Source organism: Mesorhizobium sp. P160927, from assembly GCF_057766385.1.
This window is the reverse complement of the sequence record NZ_JBYMDW010000001.1, coordinates 1,851,171-1,870,573: the sequence shown is the minus strand read 5'-3', so window position 1 is coordinate 1,870,573 and position 19,403 is coordinate 1,851,171. Positions and strand designations below refer to the sequence as shown.

Below are 19,403 nucleotides of genomic sequence, written 5' to 3'. Positions count from 1 at the left end.
CGGCTACCGCCGGCGTAACAGATGAGGGCAAGCGGATGGAAGCTCTAGTCTGATTAAGCATTGGTAACTGTCAGACCAAGTTTACTCATATATACTTTAGATTGATTTAAAACTTCATTTTTAATTTAAAAGGATCTAGGTGAAGATCCTTTTTGATAATCTCATGACCAAAATCCCTTAACGTGAGTTTTCGTTCCACTGAGCGTCAGACCCCTTAATAAGATGATCTTCTTGAGATCGTTTTGGTCTGCGCGTAATCTCTTGCTCTGAAAACGAAAAAACCGCCTTGCAGGGCGGTTTTTCGAAGGTTCTCTGAGCTACCAACTCTTTGAACCGAGGTAACTGGCTTGGAGGAGCGCAGTCACCAAAACTTGTCCTTTCAGTTTAGCCTTAACCGGCGCATGACTTCAAGACTAACTCCTCTAAATCAATTACCAGTGGCTGCTGCCAGTGGTGCTTTTGCATGTCTTTCCGGGTTGGACTCAAGACGATAGTTACCGGATAAGGCGCAGCGGTCGGACTGAACGGGGGGTTCGTGCATACAGTCCAGCTTGGAGCGAACTGCCTACCCGGAACTGAGTGTCAGGCGTGGAATGAGACAAACGCGGCCATAACAGCGGAATGACACCGGTAAACCGAAAGGCAGGAACAGGAGAGCGCACGAGGGAGCCGCCAGGGGGAAACGCCTGGTATCTTTATAGTCCTGTCGGGTTTCGCCACCACTGATTTGAGCGTCAGATTTCGTGATGCTTGTCAGGGGGGCGGAGCCTATGGAAAAACGGCTTTGCCGCGGCCCTCTCACTTCCCTGTTAAGTATCTTCCTGGCATCTTCCAGGAAATCTCCGCCCCGTTCGTAAGCCATTTCCGCTCGCCGCAGTCGAACGACCGAGCGTAGCGAGTCAGTGAGCGAGGAAGCGGAATATATCCTGTATCACATATTCTGCTGACGCACCGGTGCAGCCTTTTTTCTCCTGCCACATGAAGCACTTCACTGACACCCTCATCAGTGCCAACATAGTAAGCCAGTATACACTCCGCTAGCGCTGAGGTACCGGGTCAGAAGAACTCGTCAAGAAGGCGATAGAAGGCGATGCGCTGCGAATCGGGAGCGGCGATACCGTAAAGCACGAGGAAGCGGTCAGCCCATTCGCCGCCAAGCTCTTCAGCAATATCACGGGTAGCCAACGCTATGTCCTGATAGCGGTCCGCCACACCCAGCCGGCCACAGTCGATGAATCCAGAAAAGCGGCCATTTTCCACCATGATATTCGGCAAGCAGGCATCGCCATGGGTCACGACGAGATCCTCGCCGTCGGGCATGCGCGCCTTGAGCCTGGCGAACAGTTCGGCTGGCGCGAGCCCCTGATGCTCTTCGTCCAGATCATCCTGATCGACAAGACCGGCTTCCATCCGAGTACGTGCTCGCTCGATGCGATGTTTCGCTTGGTGGTCGAATGGGCAGGTAGCCGGATCAAGCGTATGCAGCCGCCGCATTGCATCAGCCATGATGGATACTTTCTCGGCAGGAGCAAGGTGAGATGACAGGAGATCCTGCCCCGGCACTTCGCCCAATAGCAGCCAGTCCCTTCCCGCTTCAGTGACAACGTCGAGCACAGCTGCGCAAGGAACGCCCGTCGTGGCCAGCCACGATAGCCGCGCTGCCTCGTCCTGCAGTTCATTCAGGGCACCGGACAGGTCGGTCTTGACAAAAAGAACCGGGCGCCCCTGCGCTGACAGCCGGAACACGGCGGCATCAGAGCAGCCGATTGTCTGTTGTGCCCAGTCATAGCCGAATAGCCTCTCCACCCAAGCGGCCGGAGAACCTGCGTGCAATCCATCTTGTTCAATCATGCGAAACGATCCTCATCCTGTCTCTTGATCAGATCTTGATCCCCTGCGCCATCAGATCCTTGGCGGCAAGAAAGCCATCCAGTTTACTTTGCAGGGCTTCCCAACCTTACCAGAGGGCGCCCCAGCTGGCAATTCCGGTTCGCTTGCTGTGGATCCATCGGCATTTTCTTTTGCGTTTTTATTTGTTAACTGTTAATTGTCCTTGTTCAAGGATGCTGTCTTTGACAACAGATGTTTTCTTGCCTTTGATGTTCAGCAGGAAGCTTGGCGCAAACGTTGATTGTTTGTCTGCGTAGAATCCTCTGTTTGTCATATAGCTTGTAATCACGACATTGTTTCCTTTCGCTTGAGGTACAGCGAAGTGTGAGTAAGTAAAGGTTACATCGTTAGGATCAAGATCCATTTTTAACACAAGGCCAGTTTTGTTCAGCGGCTTGTATGGGCCAGTTAAAGAATTAGAAACATAACCAAGCATGTAAATATCGTTAGACGTAATGCCGTCAATCGTCATTTTTGATCCGCGGGAGTCAGTGAACAGGTACCATTTGCCGTTCATTTTAAAGACGTTCGCGCGTTCAATTTCATCTGTTACTGTGTTAGATGCAATCAGCGGTTTCATCACTTTTTTCAGTGTGTAATCATCGTTTAGCTCAATCATACCGAGAGCGCCGTTTGCTAACTCAGCCGTGCGTTTTTTATCGCTTTGCAGAAGTTTTTGACTTTCTTGACGGAAGAATGATGTGCTTTTGCCATAGTATGCTTTGTTAAATAAAGATTCTTCGCCTTGGTAGCCATCTTCAGTTCCAGTGTTTGCTTCAAATACTAAGTATTTGTGGCCTTTATCTTCTACGTAGTGAGGATCTCTCAGCGTATGGTTGTCGCCTGAGCTGTAGTTGCCTTCATCGATGAACTGCTGTACATTTTGATACGTTTTTCCGTCACCGTCAAAGATTGATTTATAATCCTCTACACCGTTGATGTTCAAAGAGCTGTCTGATGCTGATACGTTAACTTGTGCAGTTGTCAGTGTTTGTTTGCCGTAATGTTTACCGGAGAAATCAGTGTAGAATAAACGGATTTTTCCGTCAGATGTAAATGTGGCTGAACCTGACCATTCTTGTGTTTGGTCTTTTAGGATAGAATCATTTGCATCGAATTTGTCGCTGTCTTTAAAGACGCGGCCAGCGTTTTTCCAGCTGTCAATAGAAGTTTCGCCGACTTTTTGATAGAACATGTAAATCGATGTGTCATCCGCATTTTTAGGATCTCCGGCTAATGCAAAGACGATGTGGTAGCCGTGATAGTTTGCGACAGTGCCGTCAGCGTTTTGTAATGGCCAGCTGTCCCAAACGTCCAGGCCTTTTGCAGAAGAGATATTTTTAATTGTGGACGAATCGAATTCAGGAACTTGATATTTTTCATTTTTTTGCTGTTCAGGGATTTGCAGCATATCATGGCGTGTAATATGGGAAATGCCGTATGTTTCCTTATATGGCTTTTGGTTCGTTTCTTTCGCAAACGCTTGAGTTGCGCCTCCTGCCAGCAGTGCGGTAGTAAAGGTTAATACTGTTGCTTGTTTTGCAAACTTTTTGATGTTCATCGTTCATGTCTCCTTGAGCTCATTGTTTGCCTCCCTGCTGCGGTTTTTCACCGAAGTTCATGCCAGTCCAGCGTTTTTGCAGCAGAAAAGCCGCCGACTTCGGTTTGCGGTCGCGAGTGAAGATCCCTTTCTTGTTACCGCCAACGCGCAATATGCCTTGCGAGGTCGCAAAATCGGCGAAATTCCATACCTGTTCACCGACGACGGCGCTGACGCGATCAAAGACGCGGTGATACATATCCAGCCATGCACACTGATACTCTTCACTCCACATGTCGGTGTACATTGAGTGCAGCCCGGCTAACGTATCCACGCCGTATTCGGTGATGATAATCGGCTGATGCAGTTTCTCCTGCCAGGCCAGAAGTTCTTTTTCCAGTACCTTCTCTGCCGTTTCCAAATCGCCGCTTTGGACATACCATCCGTAATAACGGTTCAGGCACAGCACATCAAAGAGATCGCTGATGGTATCGGTGTGAGCGTCGCAGAACATTACATTGACGCAGGTGATCGGACGCGTCGGGTCGAGTTTACGCGTTGCTTCCGCCAGTGGCGCGAAATATTCCCGTGCACCTTGCGGACGGGTATCCGGTTCGTTGGCAATACTCCACATCACCACGCTTGGGTGGTTTTTGTCACGCGCTATCAGCTCTTTAATCGCCTGTAAGTGCGCTTGCTGAGTTTCCCCGTTGACTGCCTCTTCGCTGTACAGTTCTTTCGGCTTGTTGCCCGCTTCGAAACCAATGCCTAAAGAGAGGTTAAAGCCGACAGCAGCAGTTTCATCAATCACCACGATGCCATGTTCATCTGCCCAGTCGAGCATCTCTTCAGCGTAAGGGTAATGCGAGGTACGGTAGGAGTTGGCCCCAATCCAGTCCATTAATGCGTGGTCGTGCACCATCAGCACGTTATCGAATCCTTTGCCACGCAAGTCCGCATCTTCATGACGACCAAAGCCAGTAAAGTAGAACGGTTTGTGGTTAATCAGGAACTGTTCGCCCTTCACTGCCACTGACCGGATGCCGACGCGAAGCGGGTAGATATCACACTCTGTCTGGCTTTTGGCTGTGACGCACAGTTCATAGAGATAACCTTCACCCGGTTGCCAGAGGTGCGGATTCACCACTTGCAAAGTCCCGCTAGTGCCTTGTCCAGTTGCAACCACCTGTTGATCCGCATCACGCAGTTCAACGCTGACATCACCATTGGCCACCACCTGCCAGTCAACAGACGCGTGGTTACAGTCTTGCGCGACATGCGTCACCACGGTGATATCGTCCACCCAGGTGTTCGGCGTGGTGTAGAGCATTACGCTGCGATGGATTCCGGCATAGTTAAAGAAATCATGGAAGTAAGACTGCTTTTTCTTGCCGTTTTCGTCGGTAATCACCATTCCCGGCGGGATAGTCTGCCAGTTCAGTTCGTTGTTCACACAAACGGTGATACGTACACTTTTCCCGGCAATAACATACGGCGTGACATCGGCTTCAAATGGCGTATAGCCGCCCTGATGCTCCATCACTTCCTGATTATTGACCCACACTTTGCCGTAATGAGTGACCGCATCGAAACGCAGCACGATACGCTGGCCTGCCCAACCTTTCGGTATAAAGACTTCGCGCTGATACCAGACGTTGCCCGCATAATTACGAATATCTGCATCGGCGAACTGATCGTTAAAACTGCCTGGCACAGCAATTGCCCGGCTTTCTTGTAACGCGCTTTCCCACCAACGCTGATCAATTCCACAGTTTTCGCGATCCAGACTGAATGCCCACAGGCCGTCGAGTTTTTTGATTTCACGGGTTGGGGTTTCTACAGGACGGACCATGGTTATACCTCCTTCTTAAAGTGTCCACATCATATAGAAGTTATCCGCTCACAAGTCAAGTAAGTCGACGCTGTCCTCGGTCGAATCGAGTTGACGCGCACGCGGATCTGCATCGCTGCGCGGCGCCAAGGCGCTAAGCGGCTCAGCTCATGCCCAGGGTCATGCTTTCAAAGACGCTTGATCTCGACGCCGTATTTCCTCAGCACGTAGCCAATCTGGCGCGGGGTCAGCCCAAGCAAGCGCGCTGCCTTTGCCTGCACCCAGCCACATCTTTCCATGGCAGCAATGACGCGCTCTATATCGGGCGCCCTCGCGCCAATTGGGTGGGTTGCGCCGGCAAGCGGGACTGTAGTCGCGGCCGAACTGGCGGCCTCGTCCGGGGGCGTGGCCAAATTCGCTGACTCCGGCAGGATCGGCGGTAGTTGCAGCGCGGCCTTGCCCGATCTGCACTTCCACAGCGCCTCGGCAAAGCATTGGCCTTGGGAGCAGGCAAAGTCGTTTCTCCCGATTGACAGTCCCTCGGCCAGGATCGCTGTCCGGTGCACGCAATTTTCAAGCTCGCGAATGTTGCCGGGAAACTCACATTTCATCAGCACTTCAATCGCACGCGGATCGAAGGTGAGCGTACAGCCGTTCTCGTCGTTGAACTTCTTGAGAAACTCAGCTGCGAGGAGCGGAATATCGCTGCGCCTTTGGCGCAATGCTGGTACCAGCAAGGGAACCACGTTGATGCGGTAGTATAGGTCGGCGCGGAACTCATTCCTTGCAACCGCCTCTTCCAGGTTCCTGTTCGTGGCGGCAATCACGCGAACATCGACCTTGATGGTCTGATTGCTGCCGACACGCTCAAACTCCTGCTCCTGCAGCACGCGCAGTAGCTTTGCCTGGAACGAGGCCGAGATCTCGCCAATCTCATCCAGAAACAACGTCCCCTTGTCAGCGAGCTCAAAGCGCCCCTTGCGGGAATTGAATGCGCTTGTGAAGGCACCCTTCTCATGACCGAACAATTCGGATTCCAGGACTGTCTCTGGGAGCGCTGCACAATTGAGTTTAACGAAGGGCCGCTTGGCGCGCGGCGACAACTCGTGAATTGCCTTGGCAGCCAGCTCCTTCCCGGTACCGGACTCACCTCGCAGCAGAACGGTGGTTTTTGCCTTGGCTACGACCGCGATCTTGTCCAGCAGGGCGCTTATCGCCGGACTGTCACCAATCATCCCCTCGACGTGAACCTTTTTGCGCCGGGGTGCAGGGTGCTTAACATCAGAAAATTTCGGTTGCAGCCGATGTTCCAGCTCCGGCGTTCGCTCGCGGTCGGCCGCGGAGAAGCGATGCAACTTGACTGTCTGTCCCACCATGTTGGCAATCATGGTAAGCAGCCGGACATCATCGTCGAGCCGATAGCTTGACCTGCTTTCCAAAACCCGGTCCAAAGTCAGCGCGCCTATGGCGTTCCCATCAACACGAATGGGAACGCCGATGAACGACACGGTGTCGGAGGCCCCAAGCACCTCGATATCAGCGGCAGTGAAGGTCGGATGCATCGCTATGTCCTCAGCGACGAGCGGCGTGTCGGTCGTCACAATCTGATCGATGGCGTTGCGCGGCAGGCGCGACCGGGAGGGCTCATTGCCGTTCGTGCCGCAGCCGCTGGCCACTGTGATGTCCAGTCCGCCCTCGGCATCGCAGAGAGCGATGATGCCGTGCCGCATCTGCACAAACGAGTGCAGGAGATCGACTACCTTGGCCAACTTGAGTTCGAGCCGGGCGGCATCGGCGAGTACTTTCGATATTTCGAAGATGCCGGTTAGCGCGCGCTCGTGCAATGCCACATTCGCAGGATTCGTGTCGGACTTTGGACAACCCTTTATCGCATTCGGCAGCGATATGCCGCAGTCGCGGGCATTCTGTTCTGACTTGCTAATGTTGTGGTGCATGTGATCCTCGATCTCGCGCCATCAAATCTAGGCTGGCGGCATGTGCGGCCGCGACGTCGCGGGCACGCGCGAAAATGCTCCGACGTGAACTCGTGCCGCCGTGTGGTCGAGTGCAAAGCGGGTCTAGCCCTGACGCATCGCTTGGCTACTCCCTCTACGAAGCTTGGCCATGTTATTGGCTTGCCCCGGGCAAACACACGTTGTTTTCAAAAGACTGGAGCGAGGCGGCATAGTCAATCGAGCTTTCTTTCATCTGTGAAAGGAAACCTCGCGGCCTATGATAGGATTCATCAGTTCTATCTTTGCGTTGAAGCAGAAATACCTGGGCCGGCCATGCGTTGCCCGAGCGGCTGACCGCGCGGAGTGTAAATGCGGGGCCGTGCCATTCACCAGCGCCCGCGAAGGAGGGGCGGGAGCGATAATAACCGCCAACGGCACTGGTCGGTTGCAGTAACCGCCATCTTTCTCGAGTTGATCAGGCGGCGGCGATGTCGCGTGTGAAGGCGCGAAGCTGGCGTCGAGTACGACTTCGTAGGCGGTGCTCGCAACTTCTGAATCGCATCGTCGTGGTCAGCACCATCACCAGCCTGGGGCCGAAATCGGCACACTCAATGAGCGTATCGAAAAGTCTGAACAGATTACGATGCGACCGCTTGGAAACGGCTGCCCCTGCTGCGGGCGTTGATTTGCAAAATGGGTCGTCCAAAGGGCCGTCTGAATTTATTCTGTGCATTGCAGTGGCTGCATGGTCGCTGTCTAGAAACGAGCGCTTCCGAACAGGGGTAAGTTAGCCTGTCATCTGGACGGCCTTGAACAGGCGACCTAGTGGTACGCGCTGGCGCCAACGATAGGGCCTGGTCCAAAGCCGGCTAACGAGGAACCCACCACGCTCTGTGCAACAAAACCGCAAGCCAGAGGGACCGACCGGCAGCACTCTGCCAGAGACCATCAAGGGCGTGCCGGACCGCGGCCTATCCCGCTGGTCTGACACCGCATTCCTCCATTATTGGCGAGCCCACGTCAGTTCAGGTCATGCGGATTCATCTGGCATGGGTATTGCGGCGGCGTTGGTGCAGCGTTCGACCGGAGCGCCGCGATAGGGAGAAGCCCGGGAGAAGTCACGCCACCTCGATCCGGTCAGGGAGAGAGAAACAGTGTCAGCTGCACAAGTCCGCGGCGCGAACCCCGCGCCCCGCAAACCCTTCTACACCAAGCTCTACGCCCAGGTGCTTGCCGCCATCGCGCTCGGCGTCGCAATTGGCTATTTTTATCCGGAGACCGGCGAGAGCCTGAAGCCGCTGGGTGATGCCTTCATCAAGCTGGTCAAGATGATCATCGCGCCTGTCATCTTCCTGACAATTGCCACCGGCATCGCCGGCATGAACGATCTTCATAAGGTCGGCCGGGTCGCCGGTAAAGCAATGGTCTATTTCCTCACCTTCTCGACGCTCGCGCTGATCGTCGGCCTCATCGTCGCCAATGTCGTCCAGCCTGGCGCCGGCCTCAACATCGATCCGGCCTCGCTCGATGTCCAGGCCGTGAATACCTATGCCGCAAAAGCCAGCGAGCAGTCGGTCACCGGCTTCCTGATGAACATCATCCCGCCAACGATCGTCGGTGCCTTCGCGGAAGGCGACATCCTGCAGGTGCTGTTCTTCTCGGTTCTGTTCGGCATGGCGCTTGCGATGGCCGGAGAGCCGGGCAAGCCTGTCGTTTGCTTCCTCCAGGCGCTCATTGTGCCTGTCTTCAAGCTCGTCGGAATTCTGATGAAGGCCGCGCCGATCGGCGCTTTTGGCGCCATGGCCTTCACCATCGGCAGATATGGCATCGGTTCGGTAGTCAACCTCGCGATGCTGGTCGCGACGTTCTATTTCACCGCCTTCCTCTTCGTGTTCGGGGTTCTCGGCGCAGTCTGCCGCTACAACGGCTTTTCGATTTGTTCTCTCATTCGTTACATCAAGGAAGAGCTGCTGCTTGTCCTCGCAACGTCCTCCTCGGAGGCGGCGCTCCCGTCGCTGATGGAGAAAATGGAGAAGGCGGGCGCCAGGCGTTCGGTTGTGGGTCTCGTCATCCCGGCCGGATATTCGTTCAATCTGGACGGCACGAATATCTACATGACGCTAGCGGCTCTCTTCATCGCACAGGCGACGAACACGGATCTGTCCATCGGCGATCAGGTGCTGCTGCTGCTCGTAGCAATGCTTTCCTCCAAGGGCGCTGCAGGTGTGACAGGTGCGGGCTTCATCACCCTGGCGGCTACGCTCGCGGTAGTTCCGAGTGTTCCCGTTGCTGGGATGGCACTGATACTCGGCATCGACCGATTCATGTCCGAATGCCGGGCGCTGACGAATTGCGTCGGCAACGCAGTGGCATCCCTCGTCGTCGCACGCTGGGAAGGAGAGTTGGACCGAGCACAGATGAAAGCTGCCTTCAGCGGTCATCAGCTTACCGAGGCATCAAACCGGCTACCCTCCTGCAAGTAAGGTGGGCGGCCCACGACCTGTCAAGTCGCTTAGCAGGTCACATAACTGAACGACCGACCCGCAGCCTCTAAACGGCTCCTCACGGACCATGTATCAGAAGCGCTAAATGTGTGAGTGCAAACCGTCACCGCCCTTTAAGCGAATGAGCCTTTCAGTATACCCGGCCGGTTTACGTCTGCAATGATGTTCGTCCAACACGCTGTGCCCATTCCTATGGGGACGTCTTCACTTTGCCACCCGAAACCGAAACGCGTTAGGCGGACAGAGAGCCGGCCCGCGTCAAAAACCAATCAGAATAGGACCTATGACCAAGCGCCCCACAATTGCCGATCTCGCCCGCGAAGCCCGAGTCAGCGTAGCAACGATCGATCGGGTTCTGAACGCCCGCCATCCGGTGCGCGAGGAGACCGCGCGGCGGGTCCACGACGCCGCCCAGGCGATCGGCTATCATGCTGCCGGGCTAATCAAGCAGCGGTTGCGGCGAGATCTACCGCACTACCGTCTGGGCTTCATCTTGAGAAAACCGGCCCAGCATTTCTACCAAGATTTTGCGCGCGAGGTCGAAGCATCGGTCAATTTGGCCCAGTCCTTCCACGGCATTCCGCTCGTCGAATTCGCCCCGTCACATATGCCGAGCGACCTGATCGCGCCGCTCAAGGAGTTGGGCGCACGCTGCCATGCAATCGCGATGGTGGCACCGGACCACCCGAAAATCACAGCAGCGGTTGAGGACCTCAAGGCCAAGGGCATTCCGGTTTTCTCGCTGCTTTCCGACTTCGCCGCCGGCGTGCGACAGGGGTATATCGGCCTCAACAACCGCAAGGTGGGGCGCACGGCCGCTTGGATGGTGTCCAAGGTCGCAAAACGGCCCGGCAAAGTGGCGGTGTTTGTCGGCAGCCATCGTTTCCAGGGTCACGAGCTCCGTGACGTCGGCTTTCGCTCCTATTGCCGTGAGAACGCGCCCACGTTCGAGGTGCTGGATCCGGTCATGAACCTCGAGAAACGGCAGATCACCTACGAGGCAACGCTTGATCTCATGCAGCGGGAGCCCGAGCTCGTCGGCTTCTATGTCGCCGGCGGCGGCATGGAGGGCGCCATCTCCGCGCTCCGAGAAGAGGGCAAAAGTCGGGATCTCGTCGCGATCGTGAATGAAATCACACCTGAGTCTCGGGCAGCGCTCGCAGATAACATCGTCACGATGGCGGTCGCCACGCCAATGCGCCGGCTTTGCCAGGAGCTGATAACGCTGATGACTCGGGCTATCGAGACCGGCACCGCTGAAACACCCGGACAGACATTTCTGCCGTTCGACATCCATCTGCCGGAAAATATATGAAGGACTCTGTCCTAAGCGGGGAGTTTCCTTTCATAACGAGAGAAAGTTGAATGATGGTCCCTCCACACGGGTGGGCGCACCCACGGGCTTTAGCCGCGGCCCAGGACGAAGAGCCAAATTGGGTACGGCCGCGCCTTAGGGCGGAAGCGCGAGGTAGATTGCCTGGATCCGCAGCGTCAACCTCCACCGGCTTCACTTGCCAACATGCCCGACGTTCTCGTGCAGGGGGTGTGGTCAATGATCTCGCACAGCAATAGCAGAGCGAGGCCAGCACAGTCCATTTGGGATCGACCTCGTCGACCGCCATCTCCTCGCCTGGCTGCACGTGAAAAGCCGCGGCACAGCCGGCAAGGTAGGAATTTAGCCGGGGCTAACCATCTTCTGGGACTTCGCACGCAAATCGAGGCGCCAGTCAATTCAGTAGCAGCCGGGGCGTGTGTTCTGCTCGTTCCGGCCCTCGCACTTAGCAAGGAACTGCGCCGCTCTGCCGGGCCAAAGGCCCGACGCCCGAAGGGCAACCGCTCCTACGCGATCGCGTCCGCCTCCAGAAGCCGCCATCGAAAAGAATGCTCGCGTCGTCACCACCACCTACGGCAAAAGCGGCAATCAAGGCAGCTGGCCTCACTGTGCCACACATCCTCGACGAGCAACTCGCCTGAGATCAGCCCCAGAACGTAGGTAACACGCGCCGCGCCGGCGCTTGTCGAACATGCTGATCAGCCTGTCTTACAGGCGGCGATTAGGTGGGGCTCAACATCTTCCGGGACTTCGCACGCGAAATCGAGGTGGCAGTCGGTACCAACAACCGAAAGGTCGGATCGGCGTGCCCGAGACGCTCAATAATTTCAGGCAAAGGCGCCAGGCGAGATGCCTCCTGCAACATCATTTCCCGCATCCACATGCTTGCCGGATCACTATTGTGAAGCTCAGGCCATTGGACGGCTTCCGTGAATGCAGGAGGAGGAAGTGGCGGCGGAAGTTGGACAATCCGCAGGGGTGTTGTTTTTGCGAAATGCTGCGCCAGCCGTAAGGGCATGGTCCCGATGCGGTTGGTGCCTGACAGGACGGGCGGGATCAGGCTAAAGCCCTGTACGACAACTTCGATACGTCTCTCGAAACCGTGCTCGAGCAAATACCATTCCTCCATGGTGGGCTGCCGGGTGTGCCTGAATTTGAGCACAACATGTCCCATGCACAAGTATCGCTCGAATGTAAGTGGCTCCGACAGCTGCTTGTTCGTGCCGCAGCCTACGCCTACGAGCTTATCTTCGAACAGGGCTGCGCGAGGATGTTTCGACATGAACACTTCCGGCATGATCAGAAAATCAACGTCGCCGCGCCGGAGAAGCTCCTCGGGGTCGTCGCAAATAGGCAGACATTCAAAGCGAACGGCGGGAGCTTCCCGCGCAGCGCGCTCTACTATCTTCCAAAAAAATACGAGCGTGATGTAATCGGAAAGCATGATTCGGAAGAGACGATCCGATTGGGCCGGGTTGAAGGCGTCGGGGGAAATAATCGATAGCTGGATGTGCAGCAATGCGTCCCGGACTGCTGGGGCGAGCCCGTCGGCGCGCGGCGTCAAAATGAGCTCGCGGCCGTTCATCGTAAATAGCTCATCGTTGAAATAGGCGCGTAGCCGAGCAACGGCGGCGCTCATGGCCGGCTGGCTCAGGTTGATACTGCGAGCCGCGGCAGTGACTTTACGCTCCCTCATCAGAGCGTCCAGCACAACGAGGAGATTTAGATCGAGTCCCTTGAAACGCATGTCATGTTCTATCCAACGTGTGGATGCGTATCATTCAAACAATCAATTTTACGAATTTACGAGCCATGCATTAGAGGAACGGAAAATGAGCGACGTCAAGCTCAAATCGACGACACGGGCCGGAACTCGAGAGAGCGTCTGGCTCACCTTCGCCAACGACAACGGCTGAGTGCAGCCAACAACGCCGCTTTGGTCGGGTAATGCGGCCGCAAAAACCAATATGAAGAGAGGTCCTGAATGCGCCATCAGGTGCAGTGGAAGTTGTGCTGGGAAAACGAGTTGCAGCTCTCCGATCACGTTAAGCTCGCCGAGTTCTTTCGTGATACGTACGGGCCGACTGGGGCGTCCAACGCAGAACCGTTCGAAGGTAGTCGAAGCTGGGCCGGAGCCAGGCCTGAACTCCGCGTGATCGCCTATGATTCAAGCGGTGTAGCGGCTCACATGGGCATACTGCGCCGTTTCATCAAGGTTGACGCGGTCGACCTGTTGGTGGCTGAGCTGGGCCTGTACGGGGTACGTCCGGACCTTGAGGGTCTGGGAATCGCCCATTCAATCCATGTCATGCTTCCAATACTGCAGGAGCTTGGCGTCCCATTCGCTTTCGGAACGGTCAGGGACGCGCTGCGGAATCATGTTGAGAGATTCGGACGGCGATACAGCCCTATGGCCGTTTTGTCGGGAATTCGCGTGCGCTCCACCCGACCAGAGGCCCGCCTCGACCTGCCGCCCACACGCATCGATGACGCACTCACCATTGTTCTGCCAGTTGGACGGCCGATCAGCGAATGGCCCACGGGCACGATGATAGATCGGAACGGACCAGAGCTATGAGCCGGTCCGATTGTTTGTACGAAGTGCGCCGTGAGTGCTCTGACGGCACCGGCCGTCGAAGCGTTTATCTAACGTTTGACGACGGTCCCAATCCACTTTTCACACCGGAGATTCTCGATGTGCTGGCAGAGCAGCGGGTGCCGGCGACTTTCTTCGTCATCGGCGCCTACGCCTTAGAGCACCCAGATCTAATCCAACGGATGATCGCAGAAGGGCACGAGGTAGGCAACCACACGATGTCTCATCCGGATCTGTACCAATGCGGTTTCGGCGAAGTGCAACGTGAGGTCTTTGAAGCGAACGAAGCCATCATGAGAGCGTGCCCGCAGGCCTCGGTGCGCTATGTTCGCGCGCCCTACGGCGCCTGGAGCGAAGAAGTCTTCACAGCGTCACAGATTGCGGGGCTGGCGGCCCTCCATTGGTCCGTCGACCCTCGAGATTGGTCTCGACCTGGGGTCGACGCGATTATCGATAAAGTGCTCGCCTCTGTCCGGCCGGGCGCAATCGTACTCTTGCACGACGGATGCCCTCCCGGCGAGTTGGGCCGGGGCGCTCACGCCGGTCTGCGCGACCAGACGGTCACGGCGCTGTCCCGGCTGATTCCAGCATTGCGTGAGCGCGGATTTGTAATCCGCTCACTTCCTCAACATCACTGAACAAACGAGATCCCATGACTCTTCTTGGTACAACCAGCACTGTGGCCATATCGCTTTATGCGCTGCTCTCGACTGCTTATAAGAGCATGCAGGGGCTTTATGCTCTGCCGACAAACGACTCATCGGCGTTGGAGGTTCTCGTCGGCTCCGATCAACTGCCCAGCGTGGATGTCATCGTCCCCTGCTTCAACGAGGATCCGCGCACGCTTTCAGAGTGCCTGGCTTCCATTGCCGACCAAGAATACGCCGGAAGACTTCGGGTCTATGTGGTTGATGACGGTTCTGGAAATCGCGAAGCCTTAGGAACTGTCCACGAAGCCTACGCGCGCGACCCTAGGTTCGACATCATTTTGCTTCCCGAGAATGTTGGAAAGCGCAAGGCGCAGATCGCCGCGATACGCCGCTCATCAGGGGATCTGGTGCTTAACGTTGATTCAGACACGTTACTCGCGTCCGACGTCATTGCCAAGCTTGTACCGAAGATGCGAGATTCAGCGGTCGGCGCAGTCATGGGTCAGTTGACGGCCAGTAACCGGACCGAGAGCTGGCTGACCAGGCTGATAGACATGGAGTACTGGCTGGCTTGCAACGAGGAGCGCGCGGCGCAGGCTCGCTTCGGTGCCGTTATGTGCTGTTGCGGCCCATGTGCCATGTACCGCCGGTCTGCGCTCCTTTTGTTACTGGACCAGTACGAGTCGCAGTTTTTTCGGGGCAAGCCAAGCGACTTCGGTGAGGATCGCCATCTTACTATCCTGATGCTGAAAGCAGGCTTTCGAACCGAGTACGTTCCGAGCGCCATCGCGGCCACAGTCGTCCCGAACAGACTAGGACCGTATCTGCGCCAACAACTCCGTTGGGCACGAAGCACATTCCGGGACACGCTGCTTGGGCTGCGCTTGCTGCCCAGCCTGAATAGCTATCTCACGTTGGACGTGGTCGGACAGAATCTCGGCGCGCTACTCCTCGCCGTATCGGTATTAACGGGCCTCGCACATTTCGCACTGACAGGCTCTGTGCCTTGGTGGACAGGACTGATGATTGTGTCCATGACCATGCTCCGATGCAGCGTGGTAGCATTTCGTGCCCGACAGTTTCGATTTCTGGGCTTTTCGCTGCACACGTTCATCAACATCTTTCTCTTGCTTCCGTTGAAAGCCTACGCGCTGTGTACATTGAGCAATAGCGATTGGCTGTCGCGAGGCTCTGCTGTCGCTACATCGAACACTGGGGGAAAACAGGCCCCCACCCAAACTCCGATCACTGGTTCCAGCAGGGCAGAATTCTCGCCCCATGCGGCTCCGCTTCGCAGGCTCAATCTTGCGCGGGATTCTTCGGAATTAGTGCTGTCGGGCAACATTTGCGGCGACGAGTGATCGCTAATTACCTAGTGGACGAGAGGTGCACGAGTTTGACCCAGAACGTGAATCATCAGTTGCTTGATCGGGAATTGGCCGCAGACGATCCGTGGCTTCTCGACGGCAATCCGTTCGAGCGGAAGCGCCACACGCAAATGCTCCAGCTGGCGCTTGCCCAAGGCTCCATTTCAAATGCCCTCGAAGTCGGGTGCGCTGCCGGCGCATTCACGGAAAAACTAGCCCCCTACTGCCAAGGGCTCACCGTCATCGATGTCGTGGCGCAAGCGATTGCTCGAGCGCGTCAACGGATAAACGAGCCGTCGCGCATCAACTGGATAGTCTCCGATGTTCAACAGTTTTCGACCGACGAGTTGTTTGACCTGATCGTTGTGGCGGAGGTCCTCTACTATCTCGAAGACATAGCCGAGATGCGCGCGGCCGTCAAAAACCTGGTGCGGGTGCTTGCGCCTGGCGGGCATCTGATCTTCGGATCGGCAAGGGATGCTAATTGCCGTCGCTGGGGTCACGCCGCTGGTGCTGAGCCGGTCATCGCCATGCTGAACGAAACGTTGATCGAGGTAGAGCGTCTTGAGTGTCGGGGCGAGTCGGTCAACGAAGACTGCTTGCTCGTCCGTTTCCGAAACCCGCTTTCCGCTTCCTGATGAATCGAATCTATCGCCGTTAACCTGGAGACACTATGCGCATCTTTGGTATCAAGCTGACCCATGATGGGGCGATCGCCCTGGTCGAGGATGGACGGCTCGTCTTCTGCGTTGACCAGGAAAAGCGGCACAACGATCCGCGTTACCAAGCCATCGATAATCTCTACGCAATTATCGCCGCTTTACCGGAACAGGGGCTAAATCCTTGTGATGTCGATCAGTTCGTTATCGACGGCTGGGATGGCGAAGACGAGTCACAGTTTCAGGTCCGGCAGGCAACCAAGCAACCGCCAGTCTTGGCGTCCCTCTCGGTAAAATGAACCCATGTCCATGGTAGCGATCGATCTTACTGACGTAAGCAAAACTTATGACAAGCTCGTTGTCGACAGACTGTCGTTCCGCGTTGCGGCGGGGGAATGCTTCGGGCTCTTGGGACCGAACGGCGCGGGCAAAAGCACGATTGCGCGTATGGTCCTCGGCATGACATCGCCCGATGCGGGGAAGATTACTGTGCTCGGCGTTCCAGTGCCGGCGCGCGCGCGTTTGGCACGTATGCGCATCGGCGTGGTCCCGCAGTTCGATAATCTTGATACCGCGTTCACTGTACGCGAGAACCTGTTGGTGTTCGGGCGCTACTTCCGGATGAGCAGACGCCAGATCGATGCGGTCATACCATCGCTGCTTGAGTTCGCCCGCCTCGAGAACAAAGCGGATGCGCGCGTCGCCGAACTGTCCGGCGGCATGAAGCGGCGCCTGACGCTCGCGCGTGCGCTGATCAATGACCCGCACTTGCTGGTGATGGACGAGCCGACCACCGGCCTCGATCCGCAGGCCCGCCACCTGATCTGGGAACGGCTGCGATCGCTGCTGGCGCGGGGCAAGACTATTCTTTTGACTACCCATTTCATGGAAGAGGCCGAGCGGCTGTGCGATCGGCTGTGCGTTATGGAGGAGGGGCGCAAGATCGCCGAAGGCCGCCCGTCCGCACTCATTGACGAGCAGATCGGCTGTGACGTGGTCGAGGTCTACGGCGGCAATCCGCATGAACTGGGTGCGCTGATCCGGCCGTACGCACAGCGCATTGAGGTGAGCGGTGAGACGCTTTTTTGCTATGCACCCGATCCGGAGCAGGTGCTGGCGCAGCTACGCGGGCGCGCGGGTCTACGCCTTCTGCAGCGTCCTCCCAATCTCGAGGATGTGTTTTTGCGGCTAACCGGGCGCGAGATGGAGGACTGAACAATGGGCGAACGTTATGCGGCGGGCATGCCCGCCAATGCTTGGAATTGGGTCGCGGTTTGGCGCCGCAACTATCTTGGATGGAAGAAAATCGGGCTTGCATCGGTGCTCGGCAACCTCGCCGATCCGATGATCTATCTGTTCGGTCTCGGCTTTGGAATCGGAACAATGATAGGTCCTGTTGAGGGCACTTCGTACATTGCGTTTCTCGCGGCTGGCATGGTTGCCACAAGCGCGATGGCATCGGCGACCGCTGAAACGGTTTACGGGAGTTTCGGCCGCATGGGCGACCAGCGCACCTGGGAAGGAATGCTATGCACTCAGCTGACGCTCGGCGATATCTTACTCGGCGAATTGGCGTGGGCAGCCACCAAGGCCCTGATGGCGGGCACAGCGATCACTATTGTTGCCACCACGCTAGGCTACGCATCGTGGCCATCCATCCTCTGCTTGCTGCCAGTCATCGCTCTCAGTGGCCTCGCCTTCGCGAGTCTAGCGATGGTCGTCACGGCGCTTGCGCCCAGTTATGAATATTTCATATTTTATAATACGCTTGTTATAACACCCATGCTGTTCCTTTGCGGCGCGATGTTTCCGGTCAACCAATTGCCCGGCGCTTTTCAGGACGTCGCCTCCTTGTTGCCGCTCGCACATGCAATTGACCTCATTCGTCCGGCGATGCTTGGCCGTCCCGCCGGCAGCATGGGCCTGCATATCGGCGCGCTTTGCATATACACGGTTTTGCCGTTCTTCCTATCGGTTGCTCTGTTTCGTCGTCGGCTGATGCGTTGACGCTCTCACCATTCGTGAAATTGATTGTTTGGGGCGATACCCATCCACGCGTCGGATAGGTCAATGCATGCGTTTTAAGGGACTCGATCTAAATCTCCTCGTTGTGCTGGACGCTTTGATCAGGGAGCGTAAAGTCACCACCGCAGCCCGCAGTATTAACCTGAGTCAGCCGGCCATGAGCGCCGCCGTCGGTCGGTTACGCGCCTATTTCAGCGATGAGCTATTTACGATGAACGGCCGCGAACTCATTTTGACACCTCGCGCGGAGGGGCTCGCCACAGCAGTCCGGGAGGCATTGCTGCACATCCAGCTGTCGATTATTTCCTGGGACCCCTTTAACCCGGTCGGATCGGATCGTCGCTTCCGCATCATCCTTTCCGATTACCTCACACTCGTATTTTTTAAGAAAATCGTAAAGCGTGCTGCGCGGGAAGCTCCCGCCGTCCGCTTCGAATGTCTGCCTATTTCCGACGACCCCGAGGAGCTTCTCCGGCGCGGCGACGTTGATTTTCTGATTATGCCGGAAGTGTTCATGTCGAAACATCCTCGCGCAGCCCTGTTCGAAGATATGCTCGTATGCGTAGGCTGCGGCACGAACAAGCAGCTGTCAGAGCCACTTACATTCGACCGATACTTGTCGATGGGGCAGGTTGTGCTCAAATTCGGAGACACCCGGCAGCCCTCCATCGAGGAATGGTATTTGCTCGAGAACGGTTTCGAGAGACGTATCGAGGTCGTCGTACACGGCTTTAGCATGATCCCGCCCCTTCTATCAGGCACCAGCCGCATCGGGACCATGCCGTTGCGGCTGGCGCAGCATTTCGCGAAATTAACACCCTTGCGGATTGTCGAACTTCCGCCGCCACTTCCTGCCGCATTCACGGAGGCCGTCCAATGGCCTGCGCTTCACAATAATGATCCGGCAAGCCTATGGATGCGGGAAATGATGTTGCAGGAGGCATCTCGTATGATTGCCCTGCCTAAGAGCACCGGACGTCTCAGTTGTCGGCCGAATTGAGAAACTGACCCCTCGGTTATGAGAGGAGGCATGGATGGCGATTGGGATTGGGC

The 19,403-nt window shown here is 56.3% G+C and carries 14 protein-coding genes and 2 pseudogenes; 11 read left to right on the top strand and 5 right to left on the bottom strand.

Annotated elements, in window-relative coordinates:
• Window positions 1–1,056: 1,056 nt before the first annotated feature.
• The 4 genes from AC3CB8_RS09000 to nifA all read right to left on the bottom strand — a co-directional run bounded on the left by AC3CB8_RS09000 (window position 1,057) and on the right by nifA (window position 7,216).
• On the bottom strand, window positions 1,057–1,851 hold the full coding sequence (locus tag AC3CB8_RS09000; RefSeq protein WP_000572405.1) for an aminoglycoside O-phosphotransferase APH(3')-IIa: 795 nt from the start codon (window positions 1,849–1,851) through the stop codon (window positions 1,057–1,059).
• A 178-nt stretch (window positions 1,852–2,029) separates the two neighbouring features.
• Window positions 2,030–3,451: a levansucrase gene (gene sacB / locus AC3CB8_RS08995; protein ID WP_001022105.1), complete on the bottom strand. Its 1,422-nt coding sequence runs from the start codon at window positions 3,449–3,451 to the stop codon at window positions 2,030–2,032.
• 19 nt (window positions 3,452–3,470) lie between these two features.
• Window positions 3,471–5,282, bottom strand: coding sequence for a beta-glucuronidase (gene uidA, locus AC3CB8_RS08990; RefSeq protein WP_257825605.1), 1,812 nt, complete (start codon window positions 5,280–5,282; stop codon window positions 3,471–3,473).
• Between the two features lie 167 nt (window positions 5,283–5,449).
• The gene (gene nifA, locus AC3CB8_RS08985) at window positions 5,450–7,216 is read right to left on the bottom strand and encodes a nif-specific transcriptional activator NifA (RefSeq protein WP_352550136.1); all 1,767 of its coding nucleotides are present in this window, start codon (window positions 7,214–7,216) and stop codon (window positions 5,450–5,452) included.
• 1,154 nt (window positions 7,217–8,370) lie between these two features.
• On the opposite strand from nifA, the gene AC3CB8_RS08980 reads away from it, so the two are divergent.
• The 3 genes and pseudogenes from AC3CB8_RS08980 to AC3CB8_RS08970 form a co-directional block, all read left to right on the top strand.
• Window positions 8,371–9,699, top strand: coding sequence for a dicarboxylate/amino acid:cation symporter (locus tag AC3CB8_RS08980; protein ID WP_352726916.1), 1,329 nt, complete (start codon window positions 8,371–8,373; stop codon window positions 9,697–9,699).
• Between the two features lie 304 nt (window positions 9,700–10,003).
• A complete protein-coding gene (locus AC3CB8_RS08975) occupies window positions 10,004–11,035 on the top strand; it encodes a LacI family DNA-binding transcriptional regulator (protein WP_023672231.1) in 1,032 nt (343 codons plus the stop codon).
• A 430-nt stretch (window positions 11,036–11,465) separates the two neighbouring features.
• Window positions 11,466–11,694: pseudogene (locus AC3CB8_RS08970) on the top strand (IS1634 family transposase); the annotation flags it as partial.
• Window positions 11,695–11,774: 80 nt separating this feature from the next.
• Here the strand turns inward: AC3CB8_RS08970 and AC3CB8_RS08965 are convergent.
• Window positions 11,775–12,800 carry a LysR family transcriptional regulator gene (locus AC3CB8_RS08965; protein WP_352550138.1) on the bottom strand — a complete coding sequence of 342 codons (1,026 nt, stop codon included), beginning with the start codon at window positions 12,798–12,800 and terminating at the stop codon, window positions 11,775–11,777.
• A gap of 237 nt (window positions 12,801–13,037) precedes the next feature.
• Between AC3CB8_RS08965 and AC3CB8_RS08960 the strand changes: the two genes are divergently transcribed.
• From AC3CB8_RS08960 to AC3CB8_RS08925, 8 genes and pseudogenes are all read left to right on the top strand, one after another.
• Window positions 13,038–13,631, top strand: a complete 594-nt coding sequence (locus tag AC3CB8_RS08960) for a NodA family N-acyltransferase (RefSeq protein WP_023694280.1) — start codon at window positions 13,038–13,040, stop codon at window positions 13,629–13,631.
• Window positions 13,628–14,287, top strand: coding sequence for a chitooligosaccharide deacetylase NodB (gene nodB, locus AC3CB8_RS08955; protein WP_352678184.1), 660 nt, complete (start codon window positions 13,628–13,630; stop codon window positions 14,285–14,287). The genes AC3CB8_RS08960 and nodB overlap by 4 nt, the downstream gene beginning before the upstream one ends.
• Before the next feature lie 14 nt (window positions 14,288–14,301).
• Complete coding sequence (nodC, locus tag AC3CB8_RS08950; RefSeq protein WP_023784692.1) at window positions 14,302–15,660, top strand: chitooligosaccharide synthase NodC; 1,359 nt, start codon at window positions 14,302–14,304, stop codon at window positions 15,658–15,660.
• A 35-nt stretch (window positions 15,661–15,695) separates the two neighbouring features.
• Window positions 15,696–16,304 carry a nodulation methyltransferase NodS gene (gene nodS / locus AC3CB8_RS08945; RefSeq protein ID WP_023770905.1) on the top strand — a complete coding sequence of 203 codons (609 nt, stop codon included), beginning with the start codon at window positions 15,696–15,698 and terminating at the stop codon, window positions 16,302–16,304.
• 35 nt (window positions 16,305–16,339) lie between these two features.
• A pseudogene (locus AC3CB8_RS08940) lies at window positions 16,340–16,585 on the top strand (carbamoyltransferase N-terminal domain-containing protein); the annotation flags it as partial.
• 43 nt (window positions 16,586–16,628) lie between these two features.
• Complete coding sequence (gene nodI / locus AC3CB8_RS08935) at window positions 16,629–17,540, top strand: nodulation factor ABC transporter ATP-binding protein NodI (RefSeq protein ID WP_023736276.1); 912 nt, start codon at window positions 16,629–16,631, stop codon at window positions 17,538–17,540.
• A 3-nt stretch (window positions 17,541–17,543) separates the two neighbouring features.
• Window positions 17,544–18,332 carry an ABC transporter permease gene (locus AC3CB8_RS08930; RefSeq protein ID WP_023736275.1) on the top strand — a complete coding sequence of 263 codons (789 nt, stop codon included), beginning with the start codon at window positions 17,544–17,546 and terminating at the stop codon, window positions 18,330–18,332.
• A gap of 67 nt (window positions 18,333–18,399) precedes the next feature.
• A complete protein-coding gene (locus tag AC3CB8_RS08925; protein WP_023770907.1) occupies window positions 18,400–19,350 on the top strand; it encodes a LysR family transcriptional regulator in 951 nt (316 codons plus the stop codon).
• Window positions 19,351–19,403: the final 53 nt, after the last annotated feature.